This window comes from Desulfocucumis palustris (assembly GCF_002933875.1).
GTDB lineage: Bacteria > Bacillota > Desulfotomaculia > Desulfotomaculales > Desulfocucumaceae > Desulfocucumis > Desulfocucumis palustris.
Genome location: NZ_BFAV01000141.1, coordinates 59,064 through 84,826, shown reverse-complemented (window position 1 = coordinate 84,826; position 25,763 = coordinate 59,064). Strand labels below are relative to the sequence as shown.

Genomic DNA, 25,763 nt, shown 5'->3' with positions numbered 1-25,763 from the left:
AGAAGGAGTGAACCCTTGGTGAAAAGGGATGTGTATCTGTCGGACCGTCCCCTGGAGGAGGCCCAGGCGGATTATATTCAACTTTTACAGCAGGCCGGCGCCATTAACCCGGGCAGACCGGAACTAATTGAAGTGGAAAAGGCCGCCGGCAGGATTACGGCCGGGCCGGTTTACGCAAAGGTTTCCTCTCCCCACTACAATGCCTCGGCCATGGACGGGGTGGCGGTCAGGGCGGTGGATACCTTCGGAGCGTCCGAAAACTGCCCCAAAAGGTTGAAAATGGGGGAATTGGTGCGGATGGTGGACACCGGCGACCCTTTGCCCCCGGGCTGCGATTCGGTAATCATGATCGAGGATATCCATTTTGTGGCAGAGGATGAGTTTGAAATAACTTCCGCCGCTTCCCCCTGGCAACACGTCAGGGTCATAGGGGAGGACGTGGTGGCGACGGAAATGATTATTCCGGGCAATCACAGGCTGCGCCCGGTGGATTTGGGGGGGATACTGGCCGGCGGGGTTACGGAGATATATGTATATCCAAGGCCCAGGGTAGCGCTTTTACCCACCGGCAGCGAACTGGTTCAGCCCGGAGCGGGCTTGAAAGAAGGGGATATCATTGAATACAATACCAGGGTTTTCGCCGCCCTGGTGGATGAGTGGGGCGGCCTGCCCATTCGTTACGACATAACAGTGGACGATTACGGGCTGCTTAAGGAGCGGCTGAAAAGCGCCCTGGATGAAGCGGACGTGGTATTGATAAACGCCGGCTCCTCCGCCGGCAGGGAGGATTACACCGCGGAGCTGATTGCCGAAATGGGAGAGGTTTTTACCCACGGTGTTGCCATAAAACCAGGCAAGCCTGTAATACTGGGGCTGGTTAACGGAAAGCCGGTGGTGGGGGTTCCGGGTTATCCGGTTTCGGCGGTGCTGGGTATGGAATTGTTCGTCAAACCGGTGGTTTACAGAAAAATCGGTTCCGTTCCCCCGGCCCGGCCTCTGGCCGACTGTGTAATGTCCCGTAAAATAGTGTCCCCCATGGGTGTTGAGGAGTTTGTCCGGGTGAAACTGGGCCGGGTGGGTGATAAATTTATAGCCACTCCTATCTCCCGGGGCGCCGGAGTCATTATGTCCATGATCCGGGCCGACGGTATGCTCAGGGTGCCCCGCCTGTCCGAGGGTTATAACCCGGGTGATGTTGCCCCGGTGGAATTGATGAGATCCCTGGAGGAAGTCCGGGAGACCACCGTGGTTATAGGCAGTCATGACATGGCCCTGGATGTGCTGGCAAATTATTTAAGAAAAATACATCCCGGGGCCAGCCTGTCCTCGGCCCACGTGGGAAGCCTGGGGGGGCTGTCCGCCTTAAAGCGGGGTGAGGCCCACTGTGCCGGCACACACCTGCTGGACGAGGAGACGGGGGACTATAATGTTTCATATATTAAAAGGCTGCTGCCCGGCAGGAGCATGGTGCTTTTGAACCTTGTTTACCGGGAGCAGGGTTTTATAGTGGCTAAAGGCAACCCAAAGGGGATAACAGGCGTGAGGGACCTCATCCGGCCGGACGTCGGTTATGTAAACCGCCAGAGGGGGGCGGGCACCAGGATACTGCTGGATTATAAATTAAAAGAGGCGGGTATGGACCCCGGTTTAATCAGCGGATATCAGAGGGAGGAATACACCCACATGGCTGTGGCGGCGGCGGTTGCCAGCGGCTCGGCGGATGCGGGTATGGGCATCAGGGCTGCGGCAAAAGCCCTGGACCTGGATTTTGTCGGCGTGGTGGAAGAACGCTACGACCTGTGCATACCGGGAGAGTTCCGGGATTTGCCCTATATCACCAGGCTGCTGGAGGTAATGGAGCTTCCTGAATTCCGGGAGGAGGTGCGTTCTCTGGGGGGGTACGACCTGCGGGATTGCGGGAAAATAGTGTGGGAGTCCGAATAACCGGTATAATTATTGATCATCCCGGGTTTTATGGTGAGCGGGATGATGTTTTTTCGCGGGGATTGATTATAACGAGAGGGGGGGGCTTTTATGTACAGGGTGGCCGTGGTAACTGCCAGCGACAAGGGGGCCAGGGGTGAGAGGGCCGATAAAAGCGCCGAAGTGATCGGCAAAATGATGGCGGAAATTAATTATGAGGTGGTGGCTTATGAAATTGTGCCTGATGATATTGAGGCCATCACCGAAGCGCTGATCGACCTGGCGGATCACCGGAAGGCGGAACTTATCCTGACCACCGGCGGGACGGGCTTTTCGCCCCGGGACAACACTCCGGAGGCAACCATGGCTGTGATAGACAGGGTGGTGCCGGGCATTCCCGAGGCCATGCGGGTGGAGAGCATGAAAAAAACGCCCAAGGCCATGCTCAGCCGTGCGGTGGCCGGCATAAGACGCGGCACGCTGATTATTAACATGCCCGGCAGCCCCAAGGCGGTCAGGGAGTGTCTGGAAGTAATAATTCCCGTTCTGCCCCATGCCCTGGAAATACTGACGGGCAGAGGCGGGGAGTGCGGCTCCGAATAGAGCCGTTGTTTTTTTAACATTACAGAAAAATATGGTATAAAAACTTATGTACGGGAGAAAATATTGTTATAAATTGAATAATGTAGAATGATGCAAGCCTTATATAGAAGGAGATATTAAAAGATAAACACCTTATTTTTGCATAAACGACCCAAAATGGGTGATATTTTGAATTAAAGGTGTTTGCTTTTGATTTTGCCGTTCTATATTATATTACTTGGGTATTAGCACTCGCCCTGAATGAGTGCTAACAAGATGGTAAATAATAATAAATAAATACTTAAAGGAGGGTTCCTTGTGATCAGACCATTAGGCGAACGGGTGGTAGTAAAGCCCCTGCCCAGTGAAGAAGTTACCAAGAGCGGTATTGTACTGCCGGATACCGCGAAAGAAAAGCCCCAGGAGGGTGAAGTTGTGGCCGTTGGCTCCGGTCGTTTGCTGGACAACGGTACCAGGGTTGCCATTGATTTGAAGGTGGGCGACAAGGTGCTGTTTTCCAAGTATGCCGGCAACGAGGTGAAAATCAGCGACGTTGAATATCTGATCCTGCGTGAAGCCGACGTTCTGGGTGTAATTGAGAAGTAATAAAATATCCGTTAAACCCATTTATAAGGAGGTAAATGAAATTGGCTGGTAAAGAGATCATTTTCAGCGAAGATGCCCGGCGCTCCCTGGAAAGAGGCGTAAACGCCCTGGCGGAAGCCGTTAAGGTAACCCTTGGTCCCAAAGGCCGCAATGTTGTTTTGGAGAAAAAATTCGGCGCCCCGATGATCACCAACGACGGTGTGACCATTGCCAGGGAGATAGAACTAAGCGACCCCTTTGAAAATATGGGTGCCCAACTGGTGAAGGAAGTTGCCACCAAAACCAACGATGTGGCCGGAGACGGCACCACCACCGCCACCCTGCTGGCCCAGGCCATCGTGCGGGAAGGCCTTAAAAACGTGGCTGCCGGCGCCAATCCCATGATAATCAAAAAGGGTATTGAGAAGGCCGTGGAAAAGGCCGTGGACGCCATTAAAGGCGCGGCCAAGACAGTGGAAAGCAAATCCGCAATTTCCCAGGTGGCTTCAATTTCCGCCAACGATTCCTCCATCGGCGAGCTTATTGCCGACGCCATGGAAAAGGTGGGCAAGGATGGGGTAATCACCGTTGAGGAGTCCAAGGGCATAGGCACCACCCTGGAAGTGGTGGAAGGCATGAATTTCGACCGGGGTTATGTCTCCGCTTACATGATCAATGATACCGACAAAATGGAAGCAAATCTGAGCGATCCATACGTTCTTATTACCGATAAAAAGATTTCCGCCGTGGCAGACCTGCTGCCCGTTCTGGAAAAAGTGGTGCAGTCCGGCAGACCTCTGCTGATCATTGCCGAAGATGTTGAAGGCGAGGCCCTGGCAACCCTGGTGCTGAATAAGCTGCGCGGCACCTTCCAGTGTGTCGCGGTTAAGGCCCCCGGTTTCGGCGACCGCCGCAAGGCCATGCTGGAGGATATCGCCATCCTCACCGGCGGCACCGTTATCACCGAGGATATCGGCCTCAAGCTGGACAAGGCAACATTGGATATGCTGGGCACCGCTTCCAAGGTACGGATTAAAAAGGAAGAAACCATCATCGTCGGAGGCGCCGGCTCCCAGGATAATATTACCGCCCGGGTTGCCCAAATTAAAAAGCAGATTGAAGAAACCACTTCCGATTTTGACCGTGAAAAGCTGCAGGAACGCCTGGCCAAACTGGCGGGCGGCGTAGCGGTGATTCAGGTTGGCGCTGCCACCGAAGTTGAAATGAAAGAGAAGAAGCTCCGCATTGAGGATGCCCTTAATGCCACCAGGGCCGCTGTTGAGGAAGGAATTGTATCCGGCGGCGGCGTGTCATACGTGCAGGCTATCGGCGCACTGGGCGACATCACCACCGACTCCCTGGATGAGAAGACCGGTGTGGATATAATCCGCCGGGCGCTGGAAGAACCCCTGCGCCAGATTTCCAACAACGCGGGCATGGAAGGCTCCGTGGTGGTGGAGAAAGTCCGTAACGCCGAACCCGGCGTGGGCTTCAACGCTTTAACCGGAGAGTACACCAACATGATCAACGCGGGTATCGTCGACCCTGCCAAGGTTACCCGCTCTGCCCTGCAAAACGCTGCCAGCATCGCGGCAATGATTCTTACCACCGAGACCCTGGTGGCTGATAAGCCCGAAAAGGATAAGGATCCCATGGGCGGCATGGGTGGAATGGGCGGAATGGGCGGAATGGGCGGCATGATGTAAGTTAAGCCCCAAAAGCCCTGAACATGGTATTGTGATGTAAAAAACCTGCTGTGACCACATTTTGACCGGTCAGGTGCAGAAAAGATGTTGCGGATTGGAGGCTTCCCATGAGTTCACTGAACTTGCGGGAGGCCTCTTTTCACATTGCCCCGGCAGCCAAAATTATAATTATACCCCCGGCTCATAAATCAAGGGCCGGGGATTTTTGTTATTTTTACAAACAATTTTAAGGTCGCTTTAAGCTTGAGGGGTTATCATAATAACGATGGAAAAACTCACACAACCTCCTTCATCACAACCCTTCTTTTCCATACCGCTTTTTATATGAAAGCGGTATTTCTTTTTAGGCTCCGGGCCGGGGATATTTTTTGAATAATTAATGCCCCCTGAACAATACCCGGGAATCTATTATTCTTGCCTGATCAAACGTATGTTTGCTATAATTGTCTTCAAAGAATACCCGCTGCAAGAAGGTATTTTTATTAGTCCCGTACTGACCGGTATCTCTTTCCGCTCCCCGGTTCCCAAGCATTGCGATCTTATCGGGGATGACTTGGCCGGTTGCCGGAGAGGTGTTGAACTAAAAATATTAATAAGCCGTCAAAAAATGATATATTATTCCATGAAATGTGCAGGAAATTTTTGTTACTTGGTAGAATAACTATTGCTATTTATTTTTAATGCTGAAAGGGCTTTGGGTATGGGAGCTATAGAACGTTTTAGAGATCCTGTACATGGGTTTATTGAGCTGCACCCTCTTGAGGTAGAAATTGTTAATACCCTTCCGTTTCAAAGGCTTAGAAAAATCCATCAACTGGCACTGACTAATTTGGTATACCATGGCGCAGAGCATTCAAGATTTGGACATTCGTTAGGTGTAATGCATCTGGCCACCATAGCATACGATAACGTATTGAAAAAACACCAGGTAATTTTTCCCCCTGAACAACAAGATTGGTTCAGGCAAATCTTAAGATTAATTGCTTTAACTCATGATTTGGGGCACCCACCTTTTTCGCATGCCTCAGAGGGTGTTTTACCCGTAGGTCTGGAACATGAAGATTTTACGGAAAAAGTAATTAAAGAAACAATAATTGGTGAATATATTAATGAAATCGGGGTTATATATACTAAAAAATATGGCCAAGAATATAATATTACTCCTGATTTGATTTGTGATATTTACCAGGGAAGAGTAAAAGATAAAAATTTAATTTTTTTAAAAAAATTTATGGATAGTGAATTAGATGTAGATAAAATGGATTATCTGCTCCGGGATTCATTATATTGTGGGGTTTCTTACGGTAAGTATGACCTTGATAGATTAATCTCATCATTGACTATATATTTTCAAAATGGGCCAAGATTGGCTATTGATAAAGGTGGAATGCATGTAACCGAGGCGTTTATATTAGCTAGATATTTTATGTTTACCCAGGTTTACTTTCACCGCACGAGAAGGCTATATGACCTTATGTTAACTAACTTTTTAAAAGAAATTTTGCCTAACGGGACGTATCCGGATGACATTAATGAATTCTTGTCGTATAATGACAACATTGTTTGGGAATTAATGGTTAGAGAAAAGGAAAATAGCGAATGGGCTCAGAGAATTATTCATAGGGATTTGATTAGCATAGTTGATGAATCACCTCCGCATTCTGATGATAAAGATAAAAAAATATACAATATGATAGGACGGGAAATTGAAAGAGAATGTGGTAAGGAAAATATTATAATAGATTCACCTAGTAAACTGCCACATAAAATTCCTACCAGAGTAGAAGTTGATGATGAAAAGGCTATACCGATTATAAGAAAGATATCGTCTTTACCAACATCTCTAAGCGACGAATCTGAAATAATTAAGAATTTGACAAAGCCAATTAATATTATCCGTATATATGCAAAAAAAGATGTTTATGATAAAGCCAAAAAAATATATGAGGAAAGGCAACGTGATGCTTTAGGTTTATAATAATTCTTGAGGGGCGATAATAATGAGGAATTTGAAACTTGCTTGCGTTATAAAAAACATATGTGAAAAAGCAAATCCAGGGAAGAAAGCAATGCAAAAAATTGTGTATTTTTTGCAGGAACGTGGCTTTAACTTTGGTTATGTATATGGTATTCACCATTATGGCCCATACTGTAAGACACTTGAAAATGACATTCAAGTTTTGGAGCTGGATGGTGTGGTAAAAAGAGAGCAGTATGGGAGTTCTCTTTTAATAAAGCCTTCTGAATATATTGATTTATACATAGATGATTATAAAGATAAATGTATCAATGAAAAAGAAAAAACTATTTTAAAGTATGTAATTGATAATTTTGTCACAAAAACTCCTCTTGAGCTGGAATTACTTTCAACGGTTCACTTTGTTGTAAAAGAGCTTCAAAGAAAAGAGGATAGAGCACTCATTAGTGATGTGGTCACTGGGGTGGAAAGCATTAAAGGGGATAAATTTTCCGAAGATGAGATTCAAAATGCGATAAAGACATTGGTAAGCCATGAATATCTTGTGAAAAATTAATTGCTTATGAAGGTTTAATGGATAGAAGTTAAATAAAACTCTGCTCCAGGAGCAGGTTTTTTCTTTGCCTCTAACAGAACACCACCCCCTACTGCCTAATGTCGCTGAATTCTTTTCAGATGAATCACATGAGTTCCACCAAACTCCAAGCTGTCATCAAAAGTACAAAAGCCAAATATGTCAGCAGAAGGAACAAATATAACAAACCGTCGATTCCAGCGAAAAACGACGGCCCCAGTGCCACCCTAAGAGTTGGATGTCGTGGCTGGTTGATTGGGAGAGATAAAATTAAAAACCCCCGGAGGGGGTTTGAACTACTCCTACTCCAGGGGCTTTTATTTACTTTTTATAGTAGCCTCCGCCAAAAGGCATTGAAAAGACCAGGAGAATCAAGATCAGGAAAAGAATAGAGCTGCCTCCGAATCCGCCGCCTCCGTATTCACCGCCAAAACCGAAACCCATATAAAAAACCTCCTTTTATTTTGTTGCCTTAGTATAGTATGGTGGATATATAAAGAAGGTTCCTTTTACCATAAATTAATTTATATGGGAACCATATGTGCCGCAGGTGCCCGCGCTCCCTTTGTGGCAACCGGGAAGTCTGAGGTTTCAGGCCTGATCAAGCTCCAATTTTCTTATCATTTTTCAAGAGGGATGACTTGACTGGCTTTTTTGTTCTGTGGAATACTGAGATGAGTTAAATAAACATAAATCATTTTTTGAAAGAGGTTGACCATGAGAATCTATAAGCATGTAACGGAGCTGGTGGGCGGAACGCCATTATTAAGACTTGATAATTTTGCCGGGGATGCCGGCGCCGTGATTGCGGCCAAACTGGAATATTTTAACCCGGGCGGCAGTGTCAAGGATAGAATTGGCTGCAATATGATACTCCGGGCCGAGGAGAAGGGGCTGGTGCGGCGGGATACGGTGATTATAGAGCCCACCAGCGGCAACACGGGAATTGGGCTGGCCATGGTCTGCGCTTCCAGGGGCTACAGGATAATTCTTACCATGCCGGATACGATGAGCGTGGAAAGAATAAAACTATTGAAGTCTTACGGCGCGGAGGTGGTATTGACCCCGGGGCTGGAGGGAATGAGGGGGGCCATTAAGAAAGCCGAGGAGCTTGCGGCCGCTTTGCCCAAATCTTTTATTCCCGGGCAGTTTTCCAACCCCGCCAATCCGGAGGCCCATTATCTGGCCACGGCACCGGAAATTTGGGAGGACACGGACGGGCTGGTGGACATTTTTGTTGCCGGGGTCGGAACCGGCGGGACCATAACAGGAGTGGGTGAATTTTTAAAAAACCGCAAGCCGGGTGTGCGGGTTGTGGCCGTGGAGCCGTCCGATTCACCTGTGCTGTCCGGAGGGCAGCCCGGATCTCACCCCATCCAGGGTATAGGGGCCGGATTTGTGCCGGAAATATTGAAAACAAATATTATTGACGAAATAATTAAGGTACGGGGTTTTGAGGCCATGGGCTCTGCCCGCAGACTAGCCCGGGAAGAGGGGCTGCTGGTGGGTATATCGTCCGGGGCAGCGGCCTTCGCCGCCCTGCAGTTGGCCCGCCGCAGCGAAAATGCGGGCAAAATGATTGTGACCCTGCTGCCCGACACAGGGGAAAGATATCTTTCCACCGAACTGTTCAGTATTTAAATTCTTGCGCAGGAGACCCATGCCCTGCGCCTTGCGCGCTCCCCGGCACATTTCATCTTTATGAGGCGGGGGTAAAACCGCCATGGAATTATAAACCTATTTCAGAATGGAGGGAGCATGCGGACAGGTTATATGACCGGACCTTATTCTAAAATTAAGCAAACACCCGCGTAGATATTTTTTTAAATTTTTGCCCTTTTTGGTAATAATCCGGTTTTAGTAAATTGACCTGTTGACTAAAAATGCATGATACAGACCTGAACAGGCCTCCTGTGAACCCTTATGCGGCAATTCTGGCAGGGGTGCTGGCGGCTGCCTTTTCTTCCATATTCACCAAGCTTGCCGACGCGCCACCGCTAATTATCGCCTTTTACCGCATGTTGTTTACGGTGCTGATACTAACTCCTTTTGTCGTAAAAAACGGGATCAGGCAAATTAAAGAGATGAAAGGCGGGGATTTGGGGCTGGCCTGTCTGGCCGGAGTATTTCTGGCCTTGCATTTCTCCTTTTGGATTACCTCCCTTAACTATACTTCCATAGCCAGTTCAACTGTGCTGGTTACCCTTCAGCCTTTATTCGTTATTAGCGGAGGTTATCTGTTTTATGGAGAAAAAATAGCTCCCCGGGGGGCCGGAGGAGCGGTGCTGGCACTGGCCGGAAGCCTGCTTATAGGTATAGGTGACTTTCAGATTGGCGGGAAAGCCCTTCTGGGAGATTTGCTGGCCTTTGCCGGGGGGTTTTTTGTAGCCGGTTATGTGCTTATTGGCCGCGGGTTGCGCAACCGGCTGGAATTGATTCCATACGTATATGTTGTTTACACGGCAACTGCCGCCTTACTGTTTTTGGGGAACGCGGCTGTTTATAGTGACCCCCTGGGCCCCTATCCGGCCATGACCTGGTTGTGGTTTGCGGCCCTGGCCCTGATTCCCACCATAATGGGCCATACGGTGTTTAACTGGGCGCTGCGCTATGTTAAAGCAGCGGTTGTTTCGGTGAGTATATTGGGTGAGCCGGTGGGCGCCACCATACTGGCCTTCTTCATTTTCGGCCAGGTTCCAGGAATGCTGCAACTGATTGGCGGGCTGTCCATATTATTGGGACTGGCGCTGTTTATCAGCAGTACGTCCGGGGCTTCCCGGTAGCTAAAAAAGTTAATCCAAAAAAGAGGGTGATTGTTATTAACAGTATGGAGAAGGCCTATATCGAAACCCGCGCCGGATTCATGGGGGCGGCCTGGACGGAGAAAGGGCTGGTTGCTTTGACTTTGCCGGAGGAGACAATTGCCGGCGCCCATGGCAAGCTTGACGCGGAACTGCTGGAGCTTTGCCACAAAATTCCCCGCGATATAAAAGAGGCGGAGGATGACGGATTGGCAAAGAGAATTAAGCTGGAAATGGAGCGGTATTTTTCCGGTGAGCCCACGGAGTTTACCCTCCCGGTGGATTGGAGTTACTGCACGCCCTTCAGAAAAAGGATTTTATCCCTGGTAAAGGAGATACCCTGGGGGGAGGTCAGATCCTACGGGGAGACGGCGATTCTGGCCGGTACTCCCGGGGGGGCCAGGGCGGTGGGCGGGGCTCTGGGCTCCAATAAAATATTGTTGGTGGTGCCCTGCCACAGGGTAATCAGAAATGACCGCACCCTGGGAGGTTTTGGAGGCGGTCTTGAGTGGAAGCAAAGGCTACTGGCAATAGAGAGGTTTAAATATTAACTCATCATAAATAAATCCCCGGATTTACCTGGGCATATAACGCTGGATTACGATGAATACGGAGTTGGGCCCATAGGCCAGCTCCGCTATGTCGGCCGGGGTTATGCTGTAAGGCTCCCGGCCTGGAAAAAGGTCAATGCCGGTTTTTTCATAAACCGAGTCGATTAAAGCCGAGCAAATCAGCCTTCTGCCGGTTTCCATCAGTTCGCTGACGCTAAAATCCTCCCCGTTTCTAAAAAAAACATTCCCCTTAGATTTCAATAGCTCGACTGCCTGCCTGATGATTTCAAAATAATCATATTTGGGCGGGTTTTTTCTTAAAAATTCAACGTAATTCCGCATTTTTATAATTAATCTTTGAATTTCCGGGTACGGAGAATAGTAGAGGCGCCGGTGCCGGATAACCATGAAAGCTCTGGCACCGTTAATGTAGCCGTTATTGTTATAATTAAAGCCGTCATGCAGCATTTCAATAACCTTTCCATTGTTAACGCACATGGCCGCATGAGAATAAAAACTGCCGGTGAAATTTTGAATGGCTTCAGAAAATATATTATCACCGTGCGCCAGAATAACGTCACCGTACTGGTACTGGAAAGTCATAGTTTTAACCCCCGTTACTTAATACAAAAATGAATATTTGCGAATAAAAATGTTTTCGGGAGCGTATGTTAATTATGGTGATGTGGTAATAATATTTGTAAAAGGAGGTGCATTCTGTGGCATTTGAAGTATATAAACCCCGTGGAGAAAGAATGGAAAGGGTGCCGGTGGTTTCCATTTCCAAATCATCAATAGTGTTAAATAACGTGGCCAGGCAAAGACTCGACAGCAACAGAATAGAGCTGGCTTTTGACCGGGATACTCATACGATAAGGATTCAGGCTGTGGCTGAAGGCGGAATTGAAATGAAGAAAACAAAAGTGTTTGGCAAGGGATTTTTTAATCATTTCGGCATCACCAAAAAAGGAAAGTTTGAAGCTAAATACGAGCCAAACGAGAAGGCAATATACGCTGTCCTGCAATAATTTAACTAAAGCCCCTTAAAGGGCTTTTTTGTTGTTTTTAATATTTTATGTACATATACTAATATTAGTGCCGGATGGAAAAGGCTACGGTTTTCTACGCCGGCGTGTTCCGGTGCCTGTACCCGTCTTGACAACGGTGGCAAAATACCTTAACATAGATATGCGTCAAAGCCAGGGTAACGGTAAGGAAGATCCGATAAATATAAGCTGGAGTGGCTCAGGGGTAGAGCAGCGCACTCGTAATGCGCAGGTCGTGGGTTCAAATCCCATCTCCAGCTCCAAGAAAGCCAGTATTCCCAAGGGATTGGGATGCTGGCTTTACTATTTGCGGTAGAACACCGGCGAAAAAGGTGTGAATTTGGTGTGAATCCCATCAAAACCATACCCCAAAATATAAGACAGTACCCAACAAAAACAAAAAACAGGTTGTTAAGCCTGCCCTTTTCCTGCTGCCTGGGGCTATGTACCCGGCCAGCTAGACACCAACAATGTTATTATCATCCCTGGTCCGCTTTGCTGAACATGGCCGATGGCTGAAGTTCCACCTTCGCCGGTCGGGGCCGAGGAGGTATAGGAACCTATTGCTACAAATACCCGGTGCAGAATTTTTTCAGTGATTAAAGATACACAATTATATCCTCCAATTGGCGGTTAAGAGTGAAACAAAGATTATTGTTAATGTCATTATTGGGGGACAGTAGAAGCGAAGCGGCACTGTGGCCGGGGTGGAGCGGGGCTTAGAGCAATTCAATTAATTCCTGAACGGTAAGGCCGGCTTGGTCCAAAATAGATTTAAGGGTTTTTTGGTCAATCATTTCACCGGCATGAACCGGGACACTGACAAGGCTGCTTCCAGGGCGGCGTAAATAATGATGGCTACCCCTTATATGAGATAATTTAAACCCACCCGTTTAAGGGCATTGACCACATCTTTACCGTAAACTCTTGGTAACCTTGTCATAATCCATAACTTACCTGGACTTCTTCAATATCCACATCGCCCTCAGGAATAGGTAGCCCTTCAATTTCTAATGCCTCTAAGAAGCCCTCAATTGCTTCCCGGACACGTTCTAAAGCTTATTCTCTATTTCTCCCCTGGGTGATACAACCTGGCAAAGCCGGAACCGTTACCGTAAACCCTCCGCTTTCGTTTTTATCCAGAACAACCTTAAACCTGCGTTGCATTGGCGGGAGCCTCCTCATTGATATATTCAAACAAGTCTCCGGGCTGGCAGTCAAAATGTCGACATATTTTTTCTATTACTTCAAGAGAAACATATTCGCCCCGTCCCATTTTAGCAATTGTTGAAGGTGATAACCCTAAGGCAATCCTAAGTTTCTCTTTGGTCATTCCCTTATCTATAAGCATCTTCCAAAGTGGGTTAAATGAAAATGGCATGACATTACACCTCCCCCTTCTATATATAATAAATAAAATCTACGACATGTCAAAGAATTTATATATAAATGCGTTGACCAATCTATTATATATTGTATAATATCTATGCTATATTGTAGATATGGGAGGGGTTTCTATTGGCAAATAAAGTTTCTATGATAATCGGGAATGTTTCAAAGGCCCGAACCGCTCCAGGGTAATGCGGACGGCGTGAATTCGAATCCCATCTTCAGCTCCAATAACAAGAAGGCCTCCGGGGTTTTGCCCGGAGGTCGATTTTTTGCATCTTCATAACATAATTCATTTAAGTTTAGAGCCACCGTTCAAATATAAAAGGAATGTTGGGGAAATATTGCCGGGCTCCGGTGAGGGGCCGGGTCCACAACATTGACCGATATTGTTTGGGCAGTTTAACGTCTTGCCCGGGACGGAATTAGGCAACCTTCTTTACAATGGGCTGTTTCTCTGAGCATCCAGTGTTTTGTAAACATATTGCACCTCCAAAATATTGGGAATAACCGCTGCCGGGGCGGAATTCCCGTATGATGATTGGGGAGACCGCCGGCAAGCCGTTGAGAGATACTCCCCACTACACTATATCATATGCGATTCATTTAAGAAGCAGTAATATATAAAATATTAATCGTCGTGATGGGTTTTATCTATGCGCCAAATTAATAAAGGAATAAGCCTCTTGGTTAACATAAAAATATTCTTACTGCAGATCTTGCCAATCCTGCCATATGCCATCAATGAAACCGTGAAAGGGCCAAAAAATGGGGGCTAACGGTGCAAGCCGCATGCTGTTCATTATGCCGCCAATTCTTGCGTGAACCAGGTTGTGTCTGGTCATAAGGGCTTCTCCCAGTTCTTCCTCAGTGCCAAAGGCATTTAAATTTTCCCGGTCAAACTCCGGCGAGAAACTTATATCAGGGTTTAGGTTTTGTAGCCTCCCCGGTCCGGCGTCGGGAATATTAAATTCCTCAGGAATTGGATTTTTGGGGTTCCATGCCGGTAGCGGCACAAATTGAGTGTATCCCCGGTCTGATAGAAAGTTTTCCAAGCCGCTAATATAATCCCTGTGAAAGCTTAAGAACATCGCCGGGTCGTTATGAGCGCCGGACAGGACTGCATTCCAGTGTATATCAACTATATCCGGTGTGACATATCTCTGAATTTCTTCCGCCAACAAAGCCCTGTCATTTTCATTTAAATCATTTAGGCTGGGTCTAGCCATTGTTAACCTCCTGGTTTTGTTTTTATATTTTATATGAAATGTTAACAATGGTTGTGATACACACAAAAAAACCACCGGACTTATGGTGTTGTGGTGGTGGAAATGTTAGGACGGCTCGGAATAAGTATATGGAAAAGGCGCGGCCGGACAGGGTGATATGGGAGAATGCTTTGTGCGCCTTTAGAAAAAGGGGCCGTACGGTCCATAAAATTAGCAATGTTTTTAATAATCCCGGTGAAAGAAGATGAAGAGCGGGGGGATTTGCCGTGGGCAGGCGGGTTTTAGGCCCGGCCGGCTTTTGTGCGGGAAAGGGGCCCCGGTTGCAGATGCTCACTTCAACGTTGATATGGAGGCGTGACGCACCGGGAAGCCAGAGGCGGTTTTCGGGTAATTCAGGAGAGAGCTTTATAATATAAAATTATCAGCCGGTCAAGTTCCTGACTTACCTTTAACAGCTCGGAATAGTCCGCGTTAAAATCAGACAGGGAATACATATGCGCCCTGAGGCGTTCAATTTCAAAAAATAATTCAGCGCTGGACATGGTTTTACCTCATTTTTTATATGCGGGATACATTCTTGGCGAATCGTGTTGATTCCTGTTGGGTGGATAATATTTGCACAAGAAAAATAATATTGAAAATTAGGAAAAATTAAAAGTGATTCCCAACTAAATTAGTTTGGGCTTCCGGTTTGTTTTTTATCGGCGGTGGTTAACACTTTTATCAACTCATGAATATATTGGCAGTGTAGATAACCTTTTTATGAAAGGGGGCAGGATTAATGGGCTACGGATTTGGTGGATATGGCGGGGGCAGCTTTATTATTTTCCTCATTCTTATTCTTCTGGTTTTCTCAATGCCGTTCGGAGGTTATTACGGTGCCGACCAGAAATAATTTAGCCGGTTTGTCTTAAAAATTTTCAAAATGAGGAGGTTTAATTGATGGGCGGCGGATATCCTTATTTTGACGGAAGCTTTATTCTGTTTTTGATTCTGATTCTGCTGGTATTTTCAATGCCGTTTTACGGCGGTTATTATGGAGCCGACAAAAAATAATACTTAAAATTAAATAATAATTAACAAACACAATTCTCAAACCCGGGGACATTTGGGAATTGTGTTTTTTCATGTGCCTTGGTAGGATTATTATTCTCCACCCAATAACAATAAAAATCATTCCACCGAAGGATAAAAAGTTATGCCAAAATATGATATGAATTTTACAACAAGTAACATAACACAACATTTAATGTTAAATATTTACAAGCGAGGACAGGGTGATTTTAATGAATATGTATAATACCACAGAATTAAGGCACTGTTATATTTTAAACCAGGGTGTAAAGGTGCGGACAAAGGAGACAAAAAGAAATAAAACCAAGTACAACTGCCAGACGGCAAGGGATGGAAATTTACTAATCTGCAGGATGAAGCGGTGTAAAATCGTAAACGGTGGGAAGGGGAAGGACCCGTTTGTATGCGATTCTTTCGGGGCAGGCATATAAAAATGTGCGGCTGTTCATTAATAAAGTCTGTGAAGGTTGCTTGAGGGTTTATTTATCCCGCTAACAGCCGGCCCCCTGTAGGCCGGGGATAAACAGGCCGTAATAAGGAAAAGGGGCGCACCTCTATTGTGAATCCGGCTCTGGGATGAGGAATGTCCCCGAATTATTAAGTTCGCCCTAATAAAGGCTCGCCAGGGGGAACAATTCCTTTTGAACCCAGGGCTCACGTATATTGAACCAGGATTCCCGGCATCCGTTTAATTGTATCCGGTCTTTAGTACCCGGAGCCAATAGCTGCCGGGGGGCTGTTATCGACTTTACGGCAGGAAAATATGACATGTGATTATTCATTGGCATATATCATAACATAAAAATTTCGGGGGTGTGCGGTATGCCTTGCAGATGCTTTAATTGCCTGGCCGACCTGGACGGAACCCATGCGGGAATAATTGACGATGGGGTGCGGCTATGTCTAAAATGTTTGCTTGATTATTTTGGCATCATTACAAATGAGTGAACTACCCCCCTTCGCTCTCGCTTCGCGAGTAAGGACGGTTAAAGTTGTGGGGACTTCCCGGCGGGAAAGTTTAAATGCCTTCAATTCCAACAGATAAAAAAACCGGCGTAAAGCCGGAGTTATTGTAAAAACTAATATACGGTTTTTCGAACTTCCGGCTTGTCAAGTTCCGGAATTTTGACTACCTTAACGGGCTCAAAGCTAATTTGGAACATCTTTGAAACCAGATTAACAATGCTGCCCAACAAATCTTCAATTATATCAACCGGCTTCAAATTGAATCACCCCCGTACAAAAAGTATATGGCATTATCCATCCGGAATCATTGCAAAATTACTGGTTTTATTTCCTTTCCAAGCCGTCTCAGGTAAAAAAATAGTATAAAACCGCAATTTAAAAAAAATTGTAGCAATATTTGAAAAGTGACTGTAGCTTTAATATGTTAAATTAATCAAGAAACACCGGGAGTTATAGGGGGGTATAAGGTGCGGTTTTACAAATCCATTCAAAGGTACTGCAAATTTATTGACTGCGAGGCTACCATACAGGTGAGGGAGACGGCGCCAGGTCCGGGCAGGACTGCCGCCGCCAGGCAAAAATATGCCTGCAGGACCGCCAGGGAGGGAAATTTGATGGTCTGCCGGAATGCGCGGTGTAAATTTGTAAATGGGGGTAGAGGAGAGGATCCCTTCATTCTTAGCCGGGGACATTCCTTCGTGAAAAATGATAAGAGGGCCGGGAGGTCTCCATTCTGAGCCTTCCTTACCGGCGAAGCGAGAGCGAAGGGTGGGGTAGTTCACACAATACGGTAAGGTGTGCCGCTGTCTTGAGTTCGCCAACAGCCGGCCCCGTCCTTGAAGGCCGGGAATCAGGTGGCGGCCCTCAGACGTTCCTTTTTAAGCATGTACAGTGCGGTGGAGATCGATCTGGCCACCGCCGTGGCCCCTTTCCATACCATATATAAACTTGAATTTTGCAATAGAAGATAATTTGCTATTCCTCCAATATTTACGTTGAGAATAATTGATAGCTCGCCCACGGCCGGCAAATCCACTCCCATGGCCTTGCCGGGAAATATCGGCCCCTTTTTGATAACCAGATGCCCCAGATCATTGATGCTTCCCAGGGAAGCATCAATGGCCACCACAAAACACTCCTTTTCTATTTTATCGTATGTTTCCAGAAGATTTTTGGCATGAACCGGTTTTTCCAGTGTGCCGACAACATTGGGCACCATCAGCTGCTTTAACAGTGTTCCGGTTAGGGGACCGAAACAGTCTCCGGCGGAACGGTCGATACCTATGCATAAAAATACAATCTCCCTTTGGCAGGAAAGTTCATTAGTAAATATATTTGTCAGACTGCTGAACAGAAATTTTTCTTCAAAGTGTTTACAAAACAGATATTTATCATTAGCCGGCAAAGTTAATCTCCTCCGGGTCAAAATTTATGCATATTATCTCAGAAGTCCCGGAAGAAAAAAGGAGATTGGTGTAATGCCGGCTTCATTAATTTCCCCGGCATTTTGACAGTTATACGGCAGTATATACTAATTGTAAGGTTCTATTTGTATTAGACGACATGGTAAGAAGAAACATTGTGTTGAATAAACCATAAATAATTGTTATTAAGTAAAAGGGAGTGCCGCCCTCTTAATTCATATAATGTTTTATTTATTAGGGTTAATTACCTGTTGACATTATATAAGGCAGGGCATAATATAGATACGAAACAATGACCATAACCAACATCAAACATTTGAGGGAGTGATAATTGTGAAAATAGCCGTACCCAATGACAATGGAAAAATCAACCAGCATTTTGGACAGAGCAAGGAATTTGTGATTTGTGACGTGGAGGGACAGAAAATGTCGGGTCAGAAAACCGTATCCGCGCAAACCCTGCAGCATAATCACTCAGGACTTGCGGACCTGCTAAAAAATGAAAATGTGGAATCCGTTATTCTGGGGGGTATTGGTCCATACGCCCTGGAGGCATTGGAACAAAAGGGATTCAATGTTATTACAGGGGCTGCCGGGGACATCAAGGAGGCAGTTGAGGCTTTTGCCAGGGGGGAATTGGTTTCCCGCCGGGTGGTATGCAACCATCATGGTCACGGTCATGACCATGGGCACGGTCATCACCACGGTTAAACTAAAGAAGCGTGTTAAAACCTCCGGCAGCCTTTGTGGCCGGAGGTTTTCTATTGCCATAAGCATCAAAAAAGGTGTATTTTCCGGCAAAAACCCGGGGACATTCCTTTATGTCCCCAGAACTGCCCAAAGCATGCCAAAGGTTATGGACAGTATACCCAGGCCGGTTATCTTTAACCAGTTGATAATGCTGTCAGGCCAGGTTCCCGGCTGAAGCCAGCTGATTTTTTCACTCCCGGACAACAGGTGCCAGGTTATTGTCACAACAGCCGTCAGTATTACGGCTGTTCCTGCCAGTATGAACAACAGACTCAGATAAAGCATTCAAAAAGCCTCTGTTAAAAAAATTGTTTAAGGGGTGTAACAAAAATACCGGTTGCTATTTTTTAATATTATACTAATTATAAAATATGGACAACCATAATAAACCTACCATTGTTATGAATATTCCGCTTTGTTATAATTCTTTAAGGTGTCATTAAAACAACCCGGGGTGAGGTCATGTCCCCATGGAAAAAAATTATATTAAAATATACCGAAAATATTGACACTGTGCTTCCTGGTGAATCGACACCGGGGGAACCCTTTTGGGCCTTGATGGAAATTAAGGACGGAAGGAATACCGGAAATTATCACAGTATGGGCAATAGGTTTGGAAAAACAATGTTAATGCTGTTCCCTCAGAAAAAAATGGCGGATTGGGCCGCCCGTCAACTGTCGGAGCATGTGGAGGGCTTTGAAGTCCGGGGAATAAGCGGCAAGCATTTGGAGGTGCTGCTGGGCCTTTATGAGGACGGTCAGCCTATAGAGTTGATAGTTGCCGCGTCAGGGCTGGATGATAAGGGGGAATTGCAAGGGGCATCCATGACTCCGGGCCAGATAAGGGATTTCATATCCTTTGATTGGTAGCCGTAAAAAACGGACATAAGGACTGCCGCTTTCTTGCAGGCCTTATGTCCGGGTATTAAAAATATTGGGATGGGAGTGGTAGTTTATGTTAAGTCTGGATAAAATATATACACAATTGAGCTACGTTGAAAAGCATGGATTGCTGGGAGAGCTCCAGCGGGTTTACCAGCGCTTGCCGGAAACCACCTGTGAGAAATGCTCCACCTGCTGCACGGTGCCTTCTCCCGCTTATGTAATTGAGTTTTTAAACATGTTTAATTATATGAAAAACAATTTGTCGGACAAGATACCCGATATTATTGAACGGTGCATAAAGTTCTATTTTCTTGAACTGGTGGATATCAACAGCAAATGTCCCTTTGTGGACCCGGAGGAAAACACTTGCCTGGTATATCCCGTCCGTCCATTTACCTGCAGGGGGTACGGCCTTTTTGACAAGGGGGACGTGCGGGACGCCAGGGAAGAGATGCTAAGGCTGGCTGAAAGGTATAAAAAGGAATATGATATAATTCTTCCGGATGAAGTGGTTAACTATCAACTGCCCCGTTGCGGCAGGGTTAAGGTGGTCGGCGGCAAAAAGATAATGCCGGAACTGCTGGAGATTTCCATTGCCGACGTGGCCAGGCTGGAGTCCGGTTTGTTTCCCATGGAGATTGTTGACAGCGAGTACACCTTTGTGCCTTTCCCCACTCATCTGGCGCTGACCGTTCTGGGAGAGGGCGCCAGAGCCAGAAGGCACAGGATTATGAAGGAGTACCTGGACAGCGGGAGTAGTGTTTTGCTGAACGGCTACGTGGAAAAATACCGTTCCTATGCCATCTGATATCTTTAATTTATAGGAAACAATTAAAGGAGATCTCCGGATCTCCTTTAATTGTTTCCATATTATTTCTGTTCCGCGACATCCGGCCCTGAATTTCAAGCAGTGCCGAGGCGTTCATAAATCCCGGCAAAGGGTTTGGGCGCGCAGAAACTATCTCCGGTATCTGTTTGTCTTGTTATACATCTATATACATGGTATATTTTTAACAAAAGTATAATTTAAAAATAGTATATATGTTTTTAGTTTAGTAAAATACTTCACTACCCCTCTGGCGCCAATTATTTGCCATAATTTGGGATATGTTTTTTAAAAGAAAGTTAATTATGAAAGGTTTTAGATAAACCGGCCAGGTGTGTAAGAAGGAGTATCAGTGTCCGTTGTTGAAAAAGTTTATATTTTATTTCCGGTTAACAGCTGGTTATCAGTTAAAACTGATTGGTTTGTGGGAATAAAAAACAGGAGGGTGACAACGTGGCTGATAGGGTATATATTGATGCCGATGTGCTCATTCTCGGGGGCGGTACGGCAGGATGCATGGCAGCCTGGGAAGCTCGCCGTACGGGCGGTGACGATCTCAAGATAGTAATAGTTGAGAAAGCTTTTATACGACACAGCGGATGTCTTTCAGCCGGAATGAACGCCTTGAACATGTATATCAACCAGGGCAAGCCGGAGGATTACGTTTCTTATGCCCGCTATGACATGTGCGGCGCACCCATCCGTGAAGATATTCTCCTGTCGGTGGCAAATGAGGTTAACGATACCGTGGCAATAATGGAGCAATCCGGGTTGCCCATGAAGAAGAAGGAAGATGGCCGTTATTTAAACAGGGGCAAGTGGAATATAGAGATTAACGGCTCCCTTCTTAAACCTATTACCGCTTCTAAGGCCATTGAAGCCAGGGCTGAAATTTATAACAGGGTATACATTACCGAATTGATAATAAAGGATAACACCTGTATCGGTGCTGTGGGATTCGGTGTAAGGGACGGGAAATTTTATGTTTGCCGGGGCAAGGTTACCATGGTATGCTCCGGTGGCGCGGCGGGATTGTGGCGGCCCAACAACCACGGCGAGGCGCACCACAGAATATGGTATTTCCCCTTCAATGCCGGAAGCTCTTACGCCATGTGCAAACGGGCAGGCGCGGAAATGACCACCTTTGAGGTTCGTTTTGTGCCGGTGAGAACCAAAGACACATATTCCCCCACCGGAACTCTGTCCATCGGCATGGGCGCCCCCATGGTCAACTCCCTTGGACAGACATTCATGACCGAAGACCCGCATTACGTTCAGCTGGGAGGCCATACCGCGCCCACCCCGATCAGGGCGTACGGTTTCCAGAGGGAAACCCTTGCCCACAGAGGGCCTATTTTCATGGATACAACCAAGGGCGATCCCGCCAAGGTTACCGGTATAAAAGGCCAGTATCTGGATATGAGCCCCTGCCTGGTGCTTTACTGGGGATGCAATGATATCGATCCTTCCAAGGAGCCTGTGGAAATAGACGGCGGCGACCCCAACATTGTGGGGGCGCACGCGGGAATGGCCGGCGCCTGGACCAGGGATACCAGCAGGGAAACAACGGTAAACTGTCTGTATGTTTCCGGCGATGCCCTGGGTGGAGCTCCCAGCCGGTTTATATCAGGCACCTGGACCTGCGGCAGGATTACCGGCCGGAACATGGCCCGGGCCATAAAGGACAATAATTACCAGCTGTCTGAACTGGAGCCGGCGATGATAGACTCATTGGAGGAGCGCACCTTCGGACCTCTTAAAAATTACCTGGAGAGGTCCAAGGAAGGGCTTTGGAGCGACAGCACCCTGATGAGCGGAATATTCCCCAAACAAATGGAAGACCGCATGCAAAAGATAATGGAAGAATACTGCGGCGGACGTACCCGCTGGTATTTTGTCAGCGAGCCTTACCTGAACATTGCCCGCAGGCATATCAAAAGGATGCGCAATGATCAGCTGCAGTATCTTTGCGCCAGGGATTTGCATGATTTGCAGCTGGCCTGGGATGTAATCAACCGTCTGGATGTATGCCAGCTGGTTATTGAGCATATCAGCTACCGCAAGGAAACAAGATTCCCGGGCTATGTAATCAGAACAGACTATCCCGATACAAATCCGGAATTTGACTGCTTTATAAACTCAAAATGGGATTCTGAAACCGATGAGGTCGTGTGCTTTAAAGTTCCTTACGAACAAATAGTTCCCGGGGATCGCAGGAAGCAGAGCATATAGCCGTGGACATTCCTTCGTGAAATTGTAAAAGGTAAAGCATTAAGGAAACATCAGAAGGTGTGTTCCCTAACCGCTGAAAGGAGGAGCCGGAATGCCCCCCAAGGTAGATCCCACCAAATGCGACGGTTGTCAGGGGGAAAGCGAACCGCTTTGCGAGCAAGTCTGCCCTGGCAATCTGATGACCCTGGAGAAAGAAACTAAAAAGGCATACTGCCGGGAACCCGGTGATTGCTGGGATTGCATGACCTGCACAAAGGCCTGTCCCCGTCAGGCCATACAGACTATGTTGCAATACCAGATAGCCTATTTCCCCGGTAAACTTATCCCCCTGGTGGGCACCAACAGCGTAACCTGGACATCCATAGACTGCCATGGCCGGGTGGAGCGTTTCGTGATGAAAACCCTGGTCAGTTCTGATGATGAGGATGAGGATTAAACTTGGCCGGTAATATAGGAATATTTGTCTGCGGCTGTGACGGCCTCATATCCGGCGTGGTGGATATGGCAGGGGTGGAGGCGGGACTGGCAAAGGTTAAGAAGAGGATTGGGGCCAAGGTGTTTCATCCGAGGCTGTGCGGGTCCGGGGGGACCGGCGCGGTCAGGAGCGCAATCTCCCAAAACGCCCTGGACTGCGTTATCATTGCGGGCTGCCCGGAGTCGGAATGCAGGGATGTCTTCAACAGCGTGGCCGCCGAAGCGGGACTGGCGCCGGAAATGGTTCTGCGCCTGGATATCAGGGAAGGCTGCGCCTTCCCGCACGGGAACAACCCCGGAGGAGCCACGGCCAAGGCGGTCAACCTGATAAAAATGTGGAACGCCCGGGCCAGGCTGGCTGAGCCTTATAAGCCTGTTTATGCCACAGGGAACAGGGACGTGCTGGTTATCGGCGGAGGGCTGGCCGGTTTGAGTTCTGCCAACGAGCTGGCTGAAGCAGGTCTAAATGTCACCCTGATAGAAAAAGAATCTTATCTGGGAGGACGGGCCGGCCAATTTGACAAGGTTTTTCCCCGTATGTGCGATTCCAGGTGCGGGGTTACTTTTCTTGTGAACCGGCTAAAGGATAATCCCGGGATAAAAATAATGCCCTTTACCGAAATCAGCGGACTGAAAGGCAGCGCCGGGAGGTTTGAGGCCGGGCTTTCAAGCCGCCCCCGGACGGTGGACCCGGAAAAATGCAACCTTTGCGGCAAATGTGAACAAATTTGCCCGGTGATTTTGCCGGATGAGTATAACTTCGGAGTTGTTACCCGTAAAGCGGTAACGCCTCCCCGCCCCCTGGACCAGGTGGGTTCGTATGTTATCAACAGGGAGAACTGTTTGCCCGGCTGCAGCCTTTGCGCGGATATATGCCCCGCCGGGGCCATAGCTCTGGAAAGAGAGCCGGCGAGCAGCACGGTTAAATTCGGAAGTATAGTCCTGGCCACGGGCTGGCAGCCCTTTGAGGCGGAAAAAATTTCCCGCCTGGGGTTCGGGCGTTACGCCAACGTGCTTACCAATGTGCAAATGGAGCGAATAATGTCGCCGGACGGGCCCGCCGGGGGCAGACTTGTTTGTCCGGAAAGCGGCAGGGAGCCCGAAAATGTTGTATTCATCCAGTGCGCGGGCAGCCGGGACATTAATTATCAGGGCTGGTGCTCAACCATATGCTGCGCCGCCACCCTAAAACAGGCTATTAACATTAAACTGCTGAATTCCCGTATCAAGGTTTATGTTTTCTATATTGATATCAGGGTCTATGGCGATTATGAGGAGCTTTACTCCAGGGCCCAGGAGGCCGGAGTGGTTTTCGTCCGCAGCAGCCCGGCCCAGGTATATGCCGAGCCCGGGGCGGCCGGATTAATGGTTGTGGGCGAGGATACCCTGATGGGCAGAACCCTTAAAATAAGCGCCGATCTGGTTGTTCTGGCCGCAGGGATGAAGCCGTGCGGTATACCTCAGCCTATTCTAAATCATTTAAGCCACGGGCAGGCGGGGGAGAGCCGGGGTAACCCGGAGGAAGCCGGTCTCCTGGACCGGCGGGGGTTTTTCGTGGGGCACAGGCAGTGCTTCCCCCTGGAGTCGCCGGCCCAGGGGATATATCCGGCAGGCACCTGCCAGGAGCCCATGGATATGGCCAATACCGTGCGGGGTGCCCTGGCCGCGGCCTGTAAAATATTCAAAACCTCCGGAGAGCGGGTGGAGGTGTCGCCCATGGTGCCCCAGGTGGACAAGGCCGGCTGCGACAAATGCAAGCGCTGCATGGAAGAATGTCCTTACGGCGTCTGGTATTTTGACAATGACGGCTATCCCGCGCCGGATCCGCTTTACTGTAAAACCTGTCTTACCTGTGTGGGGGCCTGTCCCAGGCAGTGCATTTCCGCCCAGGGCTTCTCCGTCCAGGAACTGGTGGGCACGGTTACCGCCAGGGTAAAGGAGACGGAGCCCGGAGAGCCCCATGTGGTAGCCTTCGTATGTGAGAATGACGCCTATCAGGCCGTGCTGCTGGCCGGACGCATGGGCCTGGAATATCCCTCCGGGGTGCACGTGATACCTGTCAGATGCGCGGGCTCCTGTAACATGGTTTTGATCCAGGACGGTTTGCCGGAGGGTATAGACGGGTTTATTCTGGCCGGGTGCCGTCACGGGGAATGTCATTATATTCATGGAGCCGACCGTACTGAAGAAAGGGTTGCCAACATAAAATTAACCCTGAGGGATATAATGATCGAGCCTGAAAGGGTTGATTTTGTCAGGCTGGGCGTGCGGGACGCGGAAAAGTTCGCCGGGCATGCCAGGGATTTCGTTGAAAGACTGAAGAAAATGGGGCCAAGTCCCTTTAAGAAAATAAATTGATTACAAAAAGTTCCGGCCCGGGAGCTAGTTATTTTTTTTACAAATCACTGTACAGTATACGGTATACCGGCTATAATAGTCTATATCCGGTGTAATTACTGAAAACAGCCGGAAATCGATTTTTGTTGTATTTTTTGTTTTGATTTCTGAATTTTGGAAGGACAAAAAAAAAGGATGTTCACATATTGGTGTCGAAGACTACAAATGGGCAAAACGCAGTTGGTTTGGTAAAGAAGTTTTCATATAAAATAGAATATATGCACGAATAAAGAGAACCTGCTATGGTGAATATGAAAACCATGCCAGCTTTTGGCGGACAGGCCCGTGAGGTCTTTACGCCTTTTTGTGCCCTTCTATATTTATTTTGGGAGATTGGGTATATTAAAAAAACAAAAAAATGAGGAGGCCTG

At 47.6% G+C, this 25,763-nt stretch carries 28 protein-coding genes and 1 tRNA gene; 19 read left to right on the top strand and 10 right to left on the bottom strand.

The window, feature by feature from the left end; translation table 11 throughout:
* The first annotated feature begins 18 nt into the window (after positions 1-18).
* The 6 genes from DCCM_RS12730 (at position 19) to DCCM_RS12700 (ending at position 7,330) form a co-directional block, all read left to right on the top strand.
* Positions 19-1,944 (top strand): molybdopterin biosynthesis protein, encoded by a 1,926-nt coding sequence (locus tag DCCM_RS12730; RefSeq protein WP_104372808.1) that lies wholly within the window; start codon positions 19-21, stop codon positions 1,942-1,944.
* A 90-nt stretch (positions 1,945-2,034) separates the two neighbouring features.
* On the top strand, positions 2,035-2,526 hold the full coding sequence (locus DCCM_RS12725; RefSeq protein ID WP_104372768.1) for a MogA/MoaB family molybdenum cofactor biosynthesis protein: 492 nt from the start codon (positions 2,035-2,037) through the stop codon (positions 2,524-2,526).
* A gap of 297 nt (positions 2,527-2,823) precedes the next feature.
* Entirely contained in the window at positions 2,824-3,111 is a 288-nt protein-coding gene (groES, locus tag DCCM_RS12720) for a co-chaperone GroES (RefSeq protein WP_104372767.1), read from the top strand.
* Between the two features lie 41 nt (positions 3,112-3,152).
* A complete protein-coding gene (gene groL, locus DCCM_RS12715; RefSeq protein WP_104372766.1) occupies positions 3,153-4,796 on the top strand; it encodes a chaperonin GroEL in 1,644 nt (547 codons plus the stop codon).
* Positions 4,797-5,496: 700 nt separating this feature from the next.
* Entirely contained in the window at positions 5,497-6,774 is a 1,278-nt protein-coding gene (locus tag DCCM_RS12705) for an HD domain-containing protein (protein WP_104372807.1), read from the top strand.
* A 22-nt stretch (positions 6,775-6,796) separates the two neighbouring features.
* Positions 6,797-7,330: a type II toxin-antitoxin system antitoxin SocA domain-containing protein gene (locus DCCM_RS12700; protein ID WP_104372764.1), complete on the top strand. Its 534-nt coding sequence runs from the start codon at positions 6,797-6,799 to the stop codon at positions 7,328-7,330.
* A gap of 339 nt (positions 7,331-7,669) precedes the next feature.
* Here the strand turns inward: DCCM_RS12700 and DCCM_RS19515 are convergent, their stop codons facing one another.
* Positions 7,670-7,792, bottom strand: coding sequence for a sporulation protein YjcZ (locus DCCM_RS19515; protein WP_193872606.1), 123 nt, complete (start codon positions 7,790-7,792; stop codon positions 7,670-7,672).
* 273 nt (positions 7,793-8,065) lie between these two features.
* On the opposite strand from DCCM_RS19515, the gene cysK reads away from it, so the two are divergent.
* From cysK to DCCM_RS12685, 3 genes are all read left to right on the top strand, one after another.
* Entirely contained in the window at positions 8,066-8,989 is a 924-nt protein-coding gene (gene cysK / locus DCCM_RS12695) for a cysteine synthase A (protein WP_104372763.1), read from the top strand.
* A gap of 242 nt (positions 8,990-9,231) precedes the next feature.
* The gene (locus DCCM_RS12690) at positions 9,232-10,131 is read left to right on the top strand and encodes a DMT family transporter (RefSeq protein WP_104372762.1); all 900 of its coding nucleotides are present in this window, start codon (positions 9,232-9,234) and stop codon (positions 10,129-10,131) included.
* A 26-nt stretch (positions 10,132-10,157) separates the two neighbouring features.
* Positions 10,158-10,700 (top strand): methylated-DNA--[protein]-cysteine S-methyltransferase, encoded by a 543-nt coding sequence (locus tag DCCM_RS12685; protein WP_104372761.1) that lies wholly within the window; start codon positions 10,158-10,160, stop codon positions 10,698-10,700.
* Between the two features lie 24 nt (positions 10,701-10,724).
* On the opposite strand, the gene DCCM_RS12680 is transcribed toward DCCM_RS12685, so the two are convergent.
* The gene (locus tag DCCM_RS12680; protein WP_104372760.1) at positions 10,725-11,303 is read right to left on the bottom strand and encodes a hypothetical protein; all 579 of its coding nucleotides are present in this window, start codon (positions 11,301-11,303) and stop codon (positions 10,725-10,727) included.
* Positions 11,304-11,419: 116 nt separating this feature from the next.
* On the opposite strand from DCCM_RS12680, the gene DCCM_RS12675 reads away from it, so the two are divergent.
* Both DCCM_RS12675 and DCCM_RS12670 read left to right on the top strand, forming a co-directional pair.
* Positions 11,420-11,728 (top strand): hypothetical protein, encoded by a 309-nt coding sequence (locus DCCM_RS12675; RefSeq protein WP_104372759.1) that lies wholly within the window; start codon positions 11,420-11,422, stop codon positions 11,726-11,728.
* Positions 11,729-11,934: 206 nt separating this feature from the next.
* Positions 11,935-12,009 (top strand) — tRNA-Thr (locus DCCM_RS12670).
* A 456-nt stretch (positions 12,010-12,465) separates the two neighbouring features.
* Here DCCM_RS12670 and DCCM_RS12665 read toward each other — a convergent pair.
* The 5 genes from DCCM_RS12665 to DCCM_RS12645 all read right to left on the bottom strand — a co-directional run bounded on the left by DCCM_RS12665 (position 12,466) and on the right by DCCM_RS12645 (position 14,906).
* Positions 12,466-12,615, bottom strand: a complete 150-nt coding sequence (locus DCCM_RS12665; RefSeq protein WP_231702768.1) for a type II toxin-antitoxin system HicA family toxin — start codon at positions 12,613-12,615, stop codon at positions 12,466-12,468.
* Positions 12,616-12,805: 190 nt separating this feature from the next.
* Positions 12,806-12,913, bottom strand: coding sequence for a type II toxin-antitoxin system HicB family antitoxin (locus DCCM_RS19600; protein WP_307718816.1), 108 nt, complete (start codon positions 12,911-12,913; stop codon positions 12,806-12,808).
* A complete protein-coding gene (locus tag DCCM_RS12655; RefSeq protein WP_104372758.1) occupies positions 12,897-13,127 on the bottom strand; it encodes a helix-turn-helix domain-containing protein in 231 nt (76 codons plus the stop codon). Before DCCM_RS12655 ends, DCCM_RS19600 begins: the two co-directional genes overlap by 17 nt.
* A 715-nt stretch (positions 13,128-13,842) precedes the next feature.
* On the bottom strand, positions 13,843-14,364 hold the full coding sequence (locus tag DCCM_RS12650; RefSeq protein ID WP_104372757.1) for a tyrosinase family protein: 522 nt from the start codon (positions 14,362-14,364) through the stop codon (positions 13,843-13,845).
* A gap of 392 nt (positions 14,365-14,756) precedes the next feature.
* Complete coding sequence (locus DCCM_RS12645) at positions 14,757-14,906, bottom strand: aspartyl-phosphate phosphatase Spo0E family protein (protein WP_104372756.1); 150 nt, start codon at positions 14,904-14,906, stop codon at positions 14,757-14,759.
* A gap of 1,354 nt (positions 14,907-16,260) precedes the next feature.
* Here DCCM_RS12645 and DCCM_RS19510 point away from each other — a divergent pair.
* Positions 16,261-16,386, top strand: a complete 126-nt coding sequence (locus tag DCCM_RS19510; RefSeq protein ID WP_269433753.1) for a hypothetical protein — start codon at positions 16,261-16,263, stop codon at positions 16,384-16,386.
* A gap of 131 nt (positions 16,387-16,517) precedes the next feature.
* Here DCCM_RS19510 and DCCM_RS18685 read toward each other — a convergent pair whose 3' ends face one another.
* Positions 16,518-16,661 (bottom strand): hypothetical protein, encoded by a 144-nt coding sequence (locus DCCM_RS18685; RefSeq protein ID WP_165792146.1) that lies wholly within the window; start codon positions 16,659-16,661, stop codon positions 16,518-16,520.
* Between the two features lie 210 nt (positions 16,662-16,871).
* Here DCCM_RS18685 and DCCM_RS12635 point away from each other — a divergent pair, with 210 nt between their 5' ends.
* Positions 16,872-17,141 carry a hypothetical protein gene (locus tag DCCM_RS12635; RefSeq protein WP_104372754.1) on the top strand — a complete coding sequence of 90 codons (270 nt, stop codon included), beginning with the start codon at positions 16,872-16,874 and terminating at the stop codon, positions 17,139-17,141.
* A 113-nt stretch (positions 17,142-17,254) separates the two neighbouring features.
* Here DCCM_RS12635 and yyaC read toward each other — a convergent pair whose 3' ends face one another.
* Positions 17,255-17,809: a spore protease YyaC gene (yyaC, locus tag DCCM_RS12630; RefSeq protein ID WP_165792145.1), complete on the bottom strand. Its 555-nt coding sequence runs from the start codon at positions 17,807-17,809 to the stop codon at positions 17,255-17,257.
* Positions 17,810-18,161: 352 nt separating this feature from the next.
* Here yyaC and DCCM_RS12625 point away from each other — a divergent pair, with 352 nt between their 5' ends.
* Positions 18,162-18,539 (top strand): NifB/NifX family molybdenum-iron cluster-binding protein, encoded by a 378-nt coding sequence (locus DCCM_RS12625; RefSeq protein ID WP_104372752.1) that lies wholly within the window; start codon positions 18,162-18,164, stop codon positions 18,537-18,539.
* Between the two features lie 108 nt (positions 18,540-18,647).
* Here DCCM_RS12625 and DCCM_RS12620 read toward each other — a convergent pair whose 3' ends face one another.
* A complete protein-coding gene (locus DCCM_RS12620; RefSeq protein WP_104372751.1) occupies positions 18,648-18,863 on the bottom strand; it encodes a hypothetical protein in 216 nt (71 codons plus the stop codon).
* Positions 18,864-19,040: 177 nt separating this feature from the next.
* Here DCCM_RS12620 and DCCM_RS12615 point away from each other — a divergent pair, with 177 nt between their 5' ends.
* The 5 genes from DCCM_RS12615 (at position 19,041) to DCCM_RS19505 (ending at position 25,353) form a co-directional block, all read left to right on the top strand.
* A complete protein-coding gene (locus DCCM_RS12615; protein WP_104372750.1) occupies positions 19,041-19,448 on the top strand; it encodes a hypothetical protein in 408 nt (135 codons plus the stop codon).
* A gap of 85 nt (positions 19,449-19,533) precedes the next feature.
* Positions 19,534-20,271, top strand: coding sequence for a YkgJ family cysteine cluster protein (locus DCCM_RS12610; RefSeq protein ID WP_104372749.1), 738 nt, complete (start codon positions 19,534-19,536; stop codon positions 20,269-20,271).
* 471 nt (positions 20,272-20,742) lie between these two features.
* Positions 20,743-22,521 carry an adenylyl-sulfate reductase subunit alpha gene (locus DCCM_RS12605; RefSeq protein WP_104372748.1) on the top strand — a complete coding sequence of 593 codons (1,779 nt, stop codon included), beginning with the start codon at positions 20,743-20,745 and terminating at the stop codon, positions 22,519-22,521.
* Positions 22,522-22,612: 91 nt separating this feature from the next.
* Positions 22,613-22,957 (top strand): 4Fe-4S dicluster domain-containing protein, encoded by a 345-nt coding sequence (locus DCCM_RS12600; protein ID WP_104372747.1) that lies wholly within the window; start codon positions 22,613-22,615, stop codon positions 22,955-22,957.
* Between the two features lie 2 nt (positions 22,958-22,959).
* Positions 22,960-25,353 carry an FAD-dependent oxidoreductase gene (locus tag DCCM_RS19505; RefSeq protein WP_104372746.1) on the top strand — a complete coding sequence of 798 codons (2,394 nt, stop codon included), beginning with the start codon at positions 22,960-22,962 and terminating at the stop codon, positions 25,351-25,353.
* Positions 25,354-25,763 lie beyond the last annotated feature (410 nt).